The 13,059-nt window shown below is 51.6% G+C and carries 8 protein-coding genes and 1 tRNA gene; 5 read left to right on the plus strand and 4 right to left on the minus strand.

The window, feature by feature from the left end:
* Positions 1-27: 27 nt before the first annotated feature.
* Positions 28-99, minus strand: a tRNA-Gln gene (locus ACO08I_RS21950).
* A 446-nt stretch (positions 100-545) separates the two neighbouring features.
* Between ACO08I_RS21950 and ACO08I_RS21955 the strand changes: the two genes are divergently transcribed.
* Positions 546-4,022 (plus strand): M12 family metallo-peptidase, encoded by a 3,477-nt coding sequence (locus tag ACO08I_RS21955; protein ID WP_421947114.1) that lies wholly within the window; start codon positions 546-548, stop codon positions 4,020-4,022.
* A 66-nt stretch (positions 4,023-4,088) separates the two neighbouring features.
* Here the strand turns inward: ACO08I_RS21955 and ACO08I_RS21960 are convergent, their stop codons facing one another.
* Positions 4,089-4,904 (minus strand): alpha/beta hydrolase, encoded by an 816-nt coding sequence (locus ACO08I_RS21960; RefSeq protein ID WP_421947115.1) that lies wholly within the window; start codon positions 4,902-4,904, stop codon positions 4,089-4,091.
* Between the two features lie 103 nt (positions 4,905-5,007).
* On the opposite strand from ACO08I_RS21960, the gene ACO08I_RS21965 reads away from it, so the two are divergent.
* Positions 5,008-5,457 carry a hemerythrin domain-containing protein gene (locus ACO08I_RS21965; protein ID WP_421947116.1) on the plus strand — a complete coding sequence of 150 codons (450 nt, stop codon included), beginning with the start codon at positions 5,008-5,010 and terminating at the stop codon, positions 5,455-5,457.
* 31 nt (positions 5,458-5,488) lie between these two features.
* Here ACO08I_RS21965 and ACO08I_RS21970 read toward each other — a convergent pair whose 3' ends face one another.
* The gene (locus ACO08I_RS21970) at positions 5,489-6,256 is read right to left on the minus strand and encodes a DUF3667 domain-containing protein (RefSeq protein WP_421947117.1); all 768 of its coding nucleotides are present in this window, start codon (positions 6,254-6,256) and stop codon (positions 5,489-5,491) included.
* Between the two features lie 113 nt (positions 6,257-6,369).
* Between ACO08I_RS21970 and ACO08I_RS21975 the strand changes: the two genes are divergently transcribed.
* Positions 6,370-7,290, plus strand: a complete 921-nt coding sequence (locus ACO08I_RS21975) for an oxidoreductase (protein WP_421947118.1) — start codon at positions 6,370-6,372, stop codon at positions 7,288-7,290.
* A gap of 197 nt (positions 7,291-7,487) precedes the next feature.
* Here the strand turns inward: ACO08I_RS21975 and ACO08I_RS21980 are convergent, their stop codons facing one another.
* Complete coding sequence (locus tag ACO08I_RS21980) at positions 7,488-12,362, minus strand: PKD domain-containing protein (RefSeq protein WP_421947119.1); 4,875 nt, start codon at positions 12,360-12,362, stop codon at positions 7,488-7,490.
* A 155-nt stretch (positions 12,363-12,517) separates the two neighbouring features.
* On the opposite strand from ACO08I_RS21980, the gene ACO08I_RS21985 reads away from it, so the two are divergent.
* Positions 12,518-12,742 carry a hypothetical protein gene (locus ACO08I_RS21985; RefSeq protein ID WP_421947120.1) on the plus strand — a complete coding sequence of 75 codons (225 nt, stop codon included), beginning with the start codon at positions 12,518-12,520 and terminating at the stop codon, positions 12,740-12,742.
* A complete protein-coding gene (locus ACO08I_RS21990; RefSeq protein ID WP_421947121.1) occupies positions 12,720-12,947 on the plus strand; it encodes a hypothetical protein in 228 nt (75 codons plus the stop codon). The genes ACO08I_RS21985 and ACO08I_RS21990 overlap by 23 nt, the downstream gene beginning before the upstream one ends.
* The last annotated feature ends 112 nt before the right edge of the window (positions 12,948-13,059 follow it).

Consider the following 13,059-nt stretch of genomic DNA (forward strand, 5'->3'; position numbering starts at 1 on the left):
TTCGTAAATCGATTTGTTTTGTTTTAGTAGACCCACTAGGACTCGAACCTAGAACGACAGAACCAAAATCTGCTGTGTTGCCAATTACACCATGGGTCTTTAAAAACCAGCTTGAGAAGTGTTTTTCTCAATTGCGATTGCAAAGATAATCGGCTTCAAATTGATGTGCAAGAAAAAACGTGAAATTTTTTTAGTGAATCATTTGATACCGCATTTCCACTTGTGATGAGTATAACGGAGGAGATTGAAATGAAGTTCCCATAGAAAACGGTAAAATTGTGACAGGGTGAAACCTGATTGGCAGTGGAGCCGTATATCTGATGGCCTCTGTGCAGGCTCTATCCTGCAATCCCCGGCAGGGTATAATGTGCACGGGAAGCCCGAATTATCGTAAATGAGCTTCTGAGATTGCTTTTTTTCAGAGATTGGCTTGCAAAATTTATCAATCTGGTATAGCTTAATATAATGGATGAAAGGCTTGGGCCGTGTGTGACGAAGTTCCGGCAGGCAAGCCTTGAAATCTACTTAACCTAAACAAAACAAAGATGCACAGAATCTCCCTTACCCTTTGCTGGGCATTGCTCAGCGCTTTGTTGTCGTACACTTCTGTTGTTGCGCAAAATCACAACCACCCTATCGCTGATGAGGTCGCCCGCCGTGAAGCCTCATTTGCGGTCGTACCCGAAATACCACTGCTTTTGCCCCAGGTCCCCGGCGGCCCCTGGGCAGCAAGGGTCAAAGAGCAAGTCGAAGAGGCGGCTTACTTTTCACTGCACCGAAAAAACCTGCATCAGGTCAGGCGGGACGAACCGCAGGAACTGAAACTCCGGTTGGAAGACCATAACGGGCAGCCCCTGTTGCTCGAATTGTACCAGGCTGAATACCTGTCTCCCGATTTCAAACTGCGGAAAGCTTCTGACCCGAACCGGGCAGTACCTTTTGATCCGGGGCTGCATTACCGGGGCATTGTCAATGGAGAACCCCACTCCCTGGCCATGCTGTTGATCCTGCCTGACGAAATCCTGGGAGTCATTGAATTCCGGGGGCAACAGTACAACCTCGGGCAGGTGGAAAATGCAGCGGGTATCCACATCCTTTACCCTTCTGAGGCACTGGCGGAGCCCCCTCTGAAAGGTTGCTATGCCGAAGAATTGCCCGGTTACCGCCCTGGTGGGGGAGAGCCGGGGGGCACCCGTTCACCCAATCCGAATAACTGCGTGAAGATGTACGTGGAGGTAGATAAGGATATCCACGATGGCAAAGGAGGGGTAACGCAGGCTGCAAACTACGTCTCCGGAGTCTTTAGCCAGGTCAGTACCCTGTACGCTGATGAAAGTATCAACCTGGTCGTTAATGAAATTTTTGTCTGGGATACGACCGACCCTTATACGGGACCTACTACCTTGGATTACCTGGTGCAGTTCCGGCAGCACCTCAACGGCGATTACAATGGTGCGGACCTGGCTCACCTTGTTGGGTATGAGGGCGGCGGCGGAATTGCCTACCTTGATGTAATCTGCAGCTCCACATTCGGTGTAGCCTATAGCGATATTCACTCCAGTTACAGTACCGTACCTACCTATAGCTGGACCGTCAATGTAGTGACCCACGAAATCGGGCACAACCTGGGCTCTCCTCATACGCACGACTGTGCCTGGAATGGAGATAATACGCCTATTGACAACTGTGGCCCGGCAGCAGGCTACACACCAAGCGGCTGTTATGATAACGGGCAAACGCCTGATGAGGGCACTATCATGAGCTACTGCCACCTGCTGGGGAGTGTAGGTGTTTCCTTTACAGAAAATTTTGGCCCGCAGCCTGGCGACCTGATTAGGAGCGAGGTCTACAACGCTTCCTGTCTGGACCCCTGCAGTGCAGTCAGTACCACCGATGCCGGCATTGCATCTGTGGAAATGCCCAAAGGAGTCGTCTGTGGCAATTCGGTAAGCCCGGTTGTTTCCCTGTATAATTATGGTTCCGAAACTTTAACCTCGGTATCAATCAACTATTCGCTGGATGGCAACCCTGCCCAAAACTACAACTGGACGGGGAGCCTGAGCAGCAATCAGGCGGCAGAAGTCACTCTCCCTGCGGTCAATTTCTCTAACGGCAGCCATACCTTTACCGTATCCACCAGCTCACCTAACGGTGGGGCGGACGATGAGCCTGCCAATAACGAGGCTACTTCCAGTTTCTCGACGGGCGACAATACCCTTACACTTTCAATCACGCTGGATGGCTATCCGGCTGAAACCACCTGGACAGTAACGGACAACAGCAATAATGTCCTGGCATCAGGAGGCAGTTACAGCGGTCAGCAAAATACCACCGTGAACGAGCAAATCTGTCTGACAGATGGATGCTTCAGCTTCAATATATTCGATTCCTATGGCGACGGTATTTGCTGCGGGCATGGTAACGGCAGCTACGTGCTCACCGACAACGCCACAAATACCGTGTTAGCCAGTGGGGGTAGCTTCGATAGCCAGGAGACTACCGCTTTTTGCCTGCCCGCCACACCGCCCTGTACAGCCCCAACCAACCTTCAGGCCACTAACCTAACCGCTAATACCGCATTGCTTAGCTGGAGCCCGGTGTCCGGCGCTAATCAGTACGAATTACAGTACCTGCAGCAGGGGATGCCCATGAATAGCGTCGTTACCCTCTACATCAGTGGCAACAGTGAGCAGCTGACTGCACTTGCTTCCAGTACTACCTACCTGTGGAGAGTGAAGGCACTCTGCAGCAACGAGGATTCTCCCTATTCATCGGTTGAAAACTTTTCCACCACGGATGATGCCTGCCCGGATTCAGATAACGATGGGGTTTGTGACAGCGACGATCAGTGCCCCGGAATGGATGACAGCCTCATCGGTACGCCCTGCGATGATGGGGATGATTGTACGGAAAATGATGTGTATGGTGCAGATTGTAACTGTGCCGGTACGTTGATTGATGCCAACAACAACGACATCTGTGATTTGGATGAAGTTGACGACTGTGTGGCTCCAACCAACCTTCAGGTCACCAACCTGACCGCCAATACCGCATTGCTGAGCTGGAGCCCGGTATCCGGTGCTAACGAATATCAGTTGCAGTACCTTGAGCAGGGAATGCCTATGAATAGCGTTGTCACGCTCTTCATCAGTGGCAACAGCGAGCAGCTGACTACGCTGAGCGCAAGCACGACCTACCTGTGGAGGGTGAAGGCGCTCTGCAGTAGCGAAGATTCTCCCTATTCATCAGTTGAAAACTTTACCACCACTGATGACGCCTGCCCGGATTCAGACAACGATGGGGTCTGTGATGGCGACGATCAATGCCCCGGAATGGATGATGATCTCATTGGCACGCCTTGTGATGATGGCGATAACTGTACGGAGAATGATGTGATCGGCGCGGATTGTAACTGTGCCGGTACGCTGATCGATGCCAACAACAACGACATCTGCGATCTGGATGAAGGCTGCTCTGACCCAACGGGACTTAATGCCTTTGCGAACTCGGCTACGAGTGCAACCTTTGAATGGGACCCTGTACCCAACGCGAACGCCTACCGCCTGCAATACCGGCCAATTGGCTTCAGCCCGACTTCCATAGATATTCCAGCAGTCACCTATACCGACGATAACCTGCCAGCGGGCAGTACGGTGCAATGGCGGGTAAAAGCGCTTTGCAGCAACGAAAACTCCGGCTTCACCAACGGTTCTTCCGTCACGCTGGCGGGCAGCCTCCCGATGGGCGCTCCCGGTGCTGAGATTTTCGATACGGATATTCAGTTTAGCTTGTTCCCTAATCCAGCCCGGGATCAGGTGACGGTTTCTCTAAATCACCCAACTGTCGCCTCCACCGTAGTGGTGCGCAATATGATGGGGCAAACGCTTGGTACCTATATGATGCGTGATGCCGGTCAGCTCACCCTGAATACCAATGAGTGGGGCAATAATCAGGTATTGTTGGTGACTATCTACTCAGAGGGGCAACAGCCTGTTAGTCAAAGGTTAGTGATCAGCCGTTAATTCTGCGGCCTGGTCTTAGCACGTTTGTTTGGAAATGCACTCGTTCTTCGTGAGCGAGTGCGTTTTTCATTTTGAGGGGGGCACGAGCCGGGCGTAGCGATCTTCATCGTGGAGGATTTCGTAAAGGGCCTCATGGTACTCGGGGAAGTCGGGCAGGTTGTTGTGCCCGCCCCCCTCCAATGCAATGAGCTCGCTGTTGGGCGCATCTTCGTGCAGCATTTTGCCTTGGCGGAAATGGATCAGCCGGTCACTCGTACCATGCAGGATGAAAATAGGGCAGGTGACCTTTTTGATGAAAAAGTCAGTCCGGATTTGGTATCGCAACACCCACTTCAGGGGCAACCAGAACCCATACTGCCGCACCTGGTACAGAAATGAATAGTAAGGTGAGTCCAGAATGAGCAGACGTGGCTTATTCCAGGCCGCAATCCGCGCTGCAATGCCACTGCCGAGGGATCTGCCGTAAAGCACAATTTGGTCCTCAGGATAGCGCTCACTAAGCCATTTGTAAACCGTCTGTGCATCGTTGTACAGGGTCGCTTCCGTCCGCTTACCGGCACTCTTACCGAACCCCCGGTAGTCAATCATAAAAAAGTCATAGCCCTTGCCGAGGAAGTCTTTGGCAAACTTACCCCAGCCTTTCAAACTCCGGGAATTCCCCTTGAGGTAAAAGACGACGCCCTTGGCATTGGGCACCCGGAAGTGCAGCCCGTTGATGTAGCCGCCATCCTCCATTTCAAAGTGCACTTCGTCAAACGGGAATGGATACTCATACTTAAAGTTTCCGGGCAGTATTTCCGGCCGGAAAAAGAAGTAGTCCTGCATGGTATAAAAGACAATGCAAATCAAAAGGTAAATCCCGGCACCGTAAAGCAGGTACATTAGCATACTTCTTTGGTCGATTGAGTCGCCAATACTTGGAAAATCAAAGCTCAGCGGCTTAAGGTTCTACCTCGAAAGGTAAGAAAATTTGTATTTTCCCTGCATGGACCGAAAACCACTCAAACGCCACCCCGCATTAATTCCTTTGTCAAGACAGCACCACAAAGGGCTGATACTGGCACAGTTGCTGAAGAGCGATGTGCCAGATTATAAAGGCCTGCCCACAGATGTTCCGGGCAAGGTGGCTTTCGCCAAAAAGGAGCTGGAAGAACGGCTGAGCCGGCATTTTGACTGGGAAGCCACCGTGCTGATCCCCGCCACCCGCGCCTGCCACGAACAGCTGCAGGCTATGAGCGATCAGGTGCAGGCGGAACACCGGCAAATTTCGGCGCAAATCCAACAGCTCTCTGATACAGCCACGCCCGATGATTTAGATGAACTCGGCCGACTTTTGGAGCAGCACATTCGTTTTGAGGAAAGAGTCTGGTTTGCTGCCATACAGCGGGAAGTCCCGGAGACCGTGCTATCCCAACTGCCACCGCTGGAAGCCTGATACTTTAGCAGACAATCATCGCACGTCCAGGCTAGCCTGCTCTTGATAATAGCAGTTCAGCGCCAAACCCATAAAACAGCCCCAAAATAAAAAGCATGATCAGCAGGAATAACAACGGGCTGATAACCGTCCAAACCCCACGAAGCTGAAAAGTCGGAACCTGCAGCACCCAGGCGTAGCCCAGAAATACAATCATAAACAGGTAATAAAAAATCGTGTTCTCCTCAAGTGAAGGGAAAGGTACCTTCAAAAAGTTGAGCACTAAGTTCAGGAAAAGGAGTTGCCCCATATAATAGGCATTGATTACCAGGTGCTCTGCTAAATTAAACCCTGCCCGCCGGTAGATCAACCGGCTGATGAGTGATAAAATTGGTATCGAAAGCAAAATAAATATCAGAGCCAGAGGCCGCAGTTGCCGTGCCCGCTCTTCTATTGTTAGTCCGGTGGCATCATTGTAGTCGGTAAACCCCAGCGCAAAATCCTCATGGAAGTAGCGGATATCCCCATCCGCCAGTAAAAGCGTTAATCCGTAAAGGCTGGCGACAAAGAACAGGTAAGCTACTGGCCTGAGGTAGCGCTTCCGAACACCTTCGATATAGCCCCTGCACACCCTTCCCGGCGCATAGCACAAATGCCCAACCGTTCGCCAGAGGCTGGAGTCAGCATTAAAAACTGTTTGGCCAAGCTGTGCAAAAAAAACCCAGAGTGTCAGCCTTTCCTGGACAATTTTTGCTCCACAATGATGGCAGAATCGTCCTTCTACAATGACGGGGTGCCCACAGTTACGGCAGGTTAGCATTTTTACCCGAAAAATACTAAATAATTGAGCCTCTGGAAGGCGCTACACTAATAATCGAAGTAAAAACTCAACAATCAATCGCTGTCTGCCTTTTAACCGTTAAATCAAGCACCATGAAAAAGAACTGGACACTCTCCGATATGCCCAACCTCAAAGGCAAAGTCGTCATCATCACCGGAGCCAACAGTGGGCTGGGGCTCGCTTCCGCCAAAGCGCTGGCTCAGAATGGTGCAGCAGTCATACTCGCCTGCCGGTCAGAAGAGCGGGGCGCTGCTGCCCTGAAGGAGGTGGAAGCAGTACAAACGACACCTGCCCGCCTTATGCTGCTGGACCTGGGCAGCCTGGAGTCGGTACAGGCTTTCGCCAAAAACTTCAAAGCAAACTATGACCAGCTCGATGTCCTGATGAATAATGCCGGCATCATGGCCACGCCCTACGGCACTACTGAGGATGGTTTCGAAAAGCAAATTGGTGTCAACCACCTTGGCCACTTTGCGCTGACGGGCCACCTGCTTCCGGTATTGCTGGGCACTCCCGGAAGCCGCATCGTCAATGTCTCCAGTTTGGCGGCCCGTAATGGTCAGATGGATATCTCTTCGTTCAAGGATCCCAACAACTATCAGCCTTGGAAAGCCTACGGGCAAAGTAAGCTGGCGAACCTAATGTTCACCCTGGAGCTCAACCGCCGCCTGCCGGAAGGTCAGACCATCGCCGTGGCAGCCCATCCCGGCGGTGCTTCCACTAATCTGGGGCGCAATGTGAAGAGCAACGCCGTTTTCCAGTTTATCGCCGAAAAGGTACTCCTGCCTTTGCTGCCCACCCCCGATCAAAATGCTCGTCCTCAACTCTACGCTGCTGTCGGAGAGACCGTAGAATCCGATCATTACTACGGCCCCGGTAAGTGGGGGGAAATCGCTGGCCCGCCCAAACTTGTTGAATTGCCCCCTTCCATCGGGCAGCCGGCTGACTGGTCTGCTCTGTGGGTGGCTTCGGAGGAGCTGACGGGAGTGTCTTTCCTGTCTCAAGCGGTATAGGCAGGAGAGGGCTGTCCGCCCAGAGCTTAACTGAAAAAGTGTTGAGTTAAGTTTTGAGGTGTTTCTCTTAACTGAAATCCTGTTTAGTTAAGTTTTTGCCGTGGAAACTTAACTGACGTTTTGAAAAAGAAGCCCCTCCTAAAAAAAGACAGCACCCCAACAGGATGCTGCCTCTTATCAAGCCGATCTCTTGCCTTTTACTCTTTAATTACCTTCTGTCGGCCAATTACCTCCTGTCCGTTGACTACTTCCAGGACGTAAATACCTGAAGGGAGCTCTGCTATGGATAGCGCCGGCGTCAAGGGCTGTGCCTTCACCAATTGCCCGACTGCAGAGTGGATACGGATTTCATAGCCATCTCCCAGCGCCTCCAGGCCACGAATATTGAGCTGCCCGGTGGTAGGGTTAGGGAATACCGTGAAATCTTGTACCGTGGCATTTCTGGTGTTGGTCAGATTAGCATCTACATAAATGGAGTGGGTATGACTGGCATCACAAGTCTCATGGACATCCATATTTATGAGGCTGATCTGTACCTCGTGCCATCCCGGTTCCTCGTAGATGGTCATTGGCGTCGCATGATCGGCAGTCTCTCCGTTGCCAAAGTCCCAGTGCCAGTGGGTGGCTTCTTCGGTTAGACCATGGAAGTGGACTTCCTGGCCTGGTGCCACCGTATCCGGGGCATCAATTTCAGGAGTGAGCTTATTGGAGTAGATCATGGTCTCGAGTGTTTCACAGCCTTCCCCGTTACAAATCGTTACCTCGATGTGGTGAATGCCGTTGTGCCCGAGTGTATGCTCCGGATTGGCCTCCGTGGAAGTGTGCCCATCTCCAAAGTCCCAGCTCCAGCTGTCTACGTCTGCCGTGGAATTAATGCCGAAGGAGCGCACCCCATCGCACATTTCTGCATTGGCAACGGTAATCCGAGAGCCGGATAAATTCAGTGTACCCTGGCAGCTGTAGTTAATCTGGAAGCCACTCTCATTTATAGTAAAGTCTGTATTCTCCACGATGGTAATCGCCGTACCGCTGGAGGTGATGGGACCCGGTAGCTCATTGCCTGTGAAGAAACCCAGCAGAGGAGCATCAGTATCGGCACCATCAAAAACAGCTACACCGTCGAACCCATTCTCATAATTGAAAGCTACAAACTCTAAAGTGATAGGGCCGACCGGGCTAATGATCGTTGTTATTCCCGTATTGTTGTCTACGTAGTTGCTGTCTGGCCCACCTGAATCATACAAGCTTCCGAAACACCCCTGGATCACTTGCTGCCCATTTACAGGCATATTTTCAATCACACAGCCGGGGTCTACCGTTATGGAAATATTCTGCACAATCGTATTGCAGCCTTCTGCATTGCAGGCGGTGAGCGTTACGGTATATGTTCCGCTCTCTGGGTAGAAATAGACAGGGTTTTGCTCATTTGAGACGCCGCCATCACCAAACTCCCAGAACCAGGAAGTGGGAAGTTGCAGGCTCTCGTCAATAAACACGATGGGCTCATTGGCGCAAACAATAGTGTCTGCCAGCGAAAACTGAGGCTTAGGCCGCTGTGGTGGCGTGGCAGAACAGGTAAAGGAGGCTTCAAATCCACTCAGGTTGGTAAAGTGGTCGGTATGTTCCTGCACGGTGAGTACACCAGATGCCGCGGTAAAAGTTTGACCTGCAAGTTCTGTTCCGGTAAATGTACCGATAAGTGTTCCTCCGTTAAGTGGACCGTCGTAGACAGAAACAAAATCAGCATGCTCCTGATAGTTAAATGAGCTGAAAGTTATGCTCACAGAGGTAGCACCCGGCGGAGCAATAGTTACACTGCCAAAGCTGCCTTCCAGATAAGGGGCATCAGGGCCACCTGAGTCGTAAAGATTGCCGGAGCAAACCGTGATGGTTTCATTGCCATGCTGTGGTATATTCTGAGAGAAGCAGCCGAGGTCTACCTCCAGGAAGCTGACCAGCGTAGCCACATCACAGCCCAGCGCATTGCAGGCTTCAAGGGTGATGGTATAGGTGCCGCTCTCGGTGTACGTATGCATCGGGTTTTGTTCATTGGAAGTCGTACCGTCCCCAAAGTTCCAGGTCCAGCTTGTAGGCTGATTCGTACTGGCATCCGTAAACTGCACCGGCAGTGCGCCGCAGATGAATGCGGGCACTTCAATGCCAGCAGTCACCGGAGCAATGACAAAGAGCGTCACATTGATGGGCACCATAGGCTGAAGCGGGTCATTGGTTTCCAGCTCGTACACCAGATTGTAAACTCCGGTGGCGAGTCCTGTGGCGTCCAGATCAATCTGTAGCGCAGTGCTCTCATTGACCGCTACAGTACCGCTTGTGGGCGAAATACCTGAGAAATCAGCTGCGGCCGGGCTGCCAAGAGGAACCAGTTCCTGCAGTAAGCCGTCCCCAATGAAGGTACCAGAGGCCACTTCCTGCCCGGAAATCAGGTCAACCACACTGTAATTAGGCAGTGCACCATCTCCCCAGCTATCCAGCAGCTGAAGCGTGTAGGATTCATCCGCCAATAGCCCGGACAGTTCTACGCTGTACGCTGTATTCGACTGATATACGATGCCTTCAGAATTTTGAACCGTGTTGTTTCCACTGTCCATGAGGACCCAGGAAAACTCCTCGCCCCAGTTGTCGGTGGTGAAGTTGAATACAAAACCGGTATTGCCGGACTGTGTATTGATCGTAAAATCAAGGGGCGCTTCTCCAATGTTCCCTACATCTACGGTCAAAGTGGTATCCTGCCCTTCAATTAGCTCAACCGTGAACGCAGTAGGGTTGACGGTCAGGCTCGGAGCAGCTATGCCCGTGCCGGTAAGGTTAACCAGGAGGTCATCTCCGGCATTATTGGCAAGCGTCAGGGTTTCGGTTAAAGCACCCAGCTCGCCCGGCGTGAAGGAAACGCTGATGGTCTGTGCTGCAAATGGGGCGAGGGTAAGGCTCTCAGAGCCAAGCACTTCAAAGTCAGCGAGAGCCGATTCCAACCCGCTTATCTCGGTTGGTGCGGTGCCTGTATTCTCCAAAGAAAAGCTCAGCGTAGAGGTAGCGCCGACCTGGACTTCTCCAAAGTCGAGATCGTTGGTGGAAATACTCAGTTCTGGTGTCCCATTCACAATCAGCGTCACCGGGATGGTAACGGATGGCTGATCCGGGTCATTGCTATTGATGATGATCGACCCTTCGTAGGTGCCGTCCACCAGTTCCGTCGCATCGAAGGTGATCATTACCTCTTCACAGGCAGTTGCCGCGAGCGAATTGCTGATTTCACCGAGTGACAGCCATTCCGGACTACCACCAGTCCCCGTAGTAAGCGAGGGAAAGTAATACAATTCGTCAGGGACAAACGCTACAAAACCAGAGAACCAAACAGTACCCGTTCCCAAATCGCTAAGCGTAAATGATTGGAAAGCGATCACGTCTTCGGGTACTCCCGTAATCCCGAAATAATAAAAAACACCAGCATCTAGACCACTGATGGTTTCGCTGTAGGTTGAATTAGCCGCGTAGGTCTGGCTGTTTTCGGCGACCACGACGTTATCTTCGTCAAATAGCTGCCAGCCGAATCCTCCCCCCGCCGCAGAGGTGGTAAAATCCAATACGTAGCCCGTTTGGTTGTCCTCACTCTGACCGCTCAATGCGGCAACCAAGTCACCTTGCCCCACATTACAGAGGTTGAGTATCTCGGTGGTACTGCTGCCGGCCTCCAACTCAATGAGGAAGCTGCCCGGGTCAACCGTCAGGGCGGGCGGCTCCTGCACAGTGATTTCCAGGGGCACGCTTGTGTCTGAGCCATTACAGTTGGTTACGGTCAGGACAACGCTATAGGTGCCGGCTTCCGGGTAAACATAACTCGGGTTTTGCTCATTTGAGGTGTTCCCATCACCAAAATCCCAGAACCATGCGCCGGGGTTTTCGGTACTGCTGTCCGTAAACTGAATGGCCGTACCGAACGGTACTTCCGTGGCATTAGCGGTAAAGGAAGCAGTAGGCGGATTAGCGATACCATTGGCTTCCCAGATCATTTCAAATCCAGGGAAATTGCCCTGGTGGTCGGCAAAAAAGAAGAGTCCCAGCGCCTGGGTCTGAAAAGTAATGGGCTGCCCGTTGTTGGGCAGGTTGTCACCTAAGTAGGTAGCCAGCGGTGTGTAGATGTCGTTGTTCACCGCAAATAGTGATAATTGATCATTATTGGTGGGAGAAGCGCCTAAGTCAAAAGCTGTAAAAGTAACTGTGATGCTCGTCGCCCCCGGAGGTGCAATCAGGAACTGCCCGTTGCTGCCTTCGGTGTAGTTGCCATCGGGGCCGCCATCGTCGTACAAAACGCCATTGCACAGCGTAGTAGTTTCCAGTCCATGGGTGGGCATACTGATGCCATTGGTGCAGGCAAAGCTTTCCGGATCGAAGGTGATCGCCTGACTGGCAGAGAAGGTGTCGCAGCCGTTTTCATTACAAACCTCCAGCTGCACATCATAGGTGCCGGGCTCATCGTAGGTATGGATGGGGTTCTGCTCGGTGGAGGTGTTGCCATCCCCAAAGTCCCATGTCCAACTGGTCGGGAAAAAGGTAGAGGCATCCGCAAAGGCGACGGTGCCGGTACAGCTCAGTGCAGGGAAGGCCGCTGCTGCCACAGGAGGCTCCGTAAAGTCGATGCAATCGAAATTCATGGCAAACCCTGCGCCGGTAATGGTGAAATCACTGGTGAATACCAGCAGGCAGCTGTTGCCCGAAAGCAATATAGGGTTACCATTGTTAGGTAGGTTCAAACCAGTATAGGTGCCCACCAAAGGGCTGTTTATCGAAGAGCCATCATAGATGGTAAGAAAGTCAAAGTGACCCTCTACATCAAATTGAGTGAAAGTAAGGGACAGTGCCTCACCGGAGGTTCCATTGATGTAAATGTAGGCTTCATTATCATCGGTGTAAGGCGCATCGGGGCCACCGGAGTCGTAGAGAATACCATTGCAATCATTGATTTCCAAGTCTCCGAATTCAGGAGCATTGTAGGAAGTCTGTGCGCACAAGGCAAAGGAGAACAAAAGTACAGTAAGAAGGTAGAGGTATTTCATGCCAGGGTCTGTTGAAAGATTACAAATGTATTTTGTGCCAAGTTTCAAAACGGATGCTTAATATTAGCATTTAGGTAACGAGCCAAAAAATTATTGGTTCTTAAAGGTTCTGGAATTACGTCTTACTGCCCAATCGTTGACAAAAACACAGTATTATGACAAACAAAATGGACTACGCTCAGTGGACTTTGGAAGCCCTGCGTGCAGAGGAAAATAAGCTGAAAAGACAAAGCCTCACAGGCAATGTGCTTATCGGCTTCCTAGCAGCCTGTCGGAGATGTGCTGATGCGGCGAGAGCGAGCAAATATTGTTCTGAACAAGGCGCGAAGAAGGAACATAGCCTGAGCTACGTGACTGATGAGCAACGAAGTGCAGAATAATATTTGCCGTTCGCAGACCATTGAGCGCCTCTCCGACAGGCTGCTAGCCGGGGTAATGATTTACGGGCTGGTCAAGAATGGGTTTGGGCTGGTCTATACGGCTATCCCTCTGCTCATTATTGCTGTAATTATGAAAAGCGGGCAAAGCATTCAGGCACGTTTGAATGTAGTGCGGGCGGAGATGGCAGGCCGGGATGGTGGTTAGCAGCTTTGTCGGGGCTTTCTTATTTAACACATAGGGCACATAGCACACATAGGCGTACATCAAACTATATACCCCTATGTGCCTATGTGTTTCCAATCAGCGGCAGCGTCGC

The sequence above is a fragment of the Phaeodactylibacter xiamenensis genome (assembly GCF_965229835.1).
In the GTDB taxonomy this organism is placed as follows: Bacteria; Bacteroidota; Bacteroidia; order Chitinophagales; family Saprospiraceae; genus Phaeodactylibacter; species Phaeodactylibacter xiamenensis.

Bases quoted from the DNA above. Each gene is read 5' to 3' on its own strand.
- ACO08I_RS21955 (WP_421947114.1), top strand. From the start codon at position 546: ATGCACAGAATCTCCCTTACCCTTTGCTGGGCATTGCTCAGCGCTTTG.
- ACO08I_RS21960 (WP_421947115.1), bottom strand. From the start codon at position 4,904: ATGTACCTGCTTTACGGTGCCGGGATTTACCTTTTGATTTGCATTGTC.
- ACO08I_RS21965 (WP_421947116.1), top strand. From the start codon at position 5,008: ATGGACCGAAAACCACTCAAACGCCACCCCGCATTAATTCCTTTGTCA.
- ACO08I_RS21970 (WP_421947117.1), bottom strand. From the start codon at position 6,256: ATGCTAACCTGCCGTAACTGTGGGCACCCCGTCATTGTAGAAGGACGA.
- ACO08I_RS21975 (WP_421947118.1), top strand. From the start codon at position 6,370: ATGAAAAAGAACTGGACACTCTCCGATATGCCCAACCTCAAAGGCAAA.
- ACO08I_RS21980 (WP_421947119.1), bottom strand. From the start codon at position 12,362: ATGAAATACCTCTACCTTCTTACTGTACTTTTGTTCTCCTTTGCCTTG.
- ACO08I_RS21985 (WP_421947120.1), top strand. From the start codon at position 12,518: ATGACAAACAAAATGGACTACGCTCAGTGGACTTTGGAAGCCCTGCGT.
- ACO08I_RS21990 (WP_421947121.1), top strand. From the start codon at position 12,720: ATGAGCAACGAAGTGCAGAATAATATTTGCCGTTCGCAGACCATTGAG.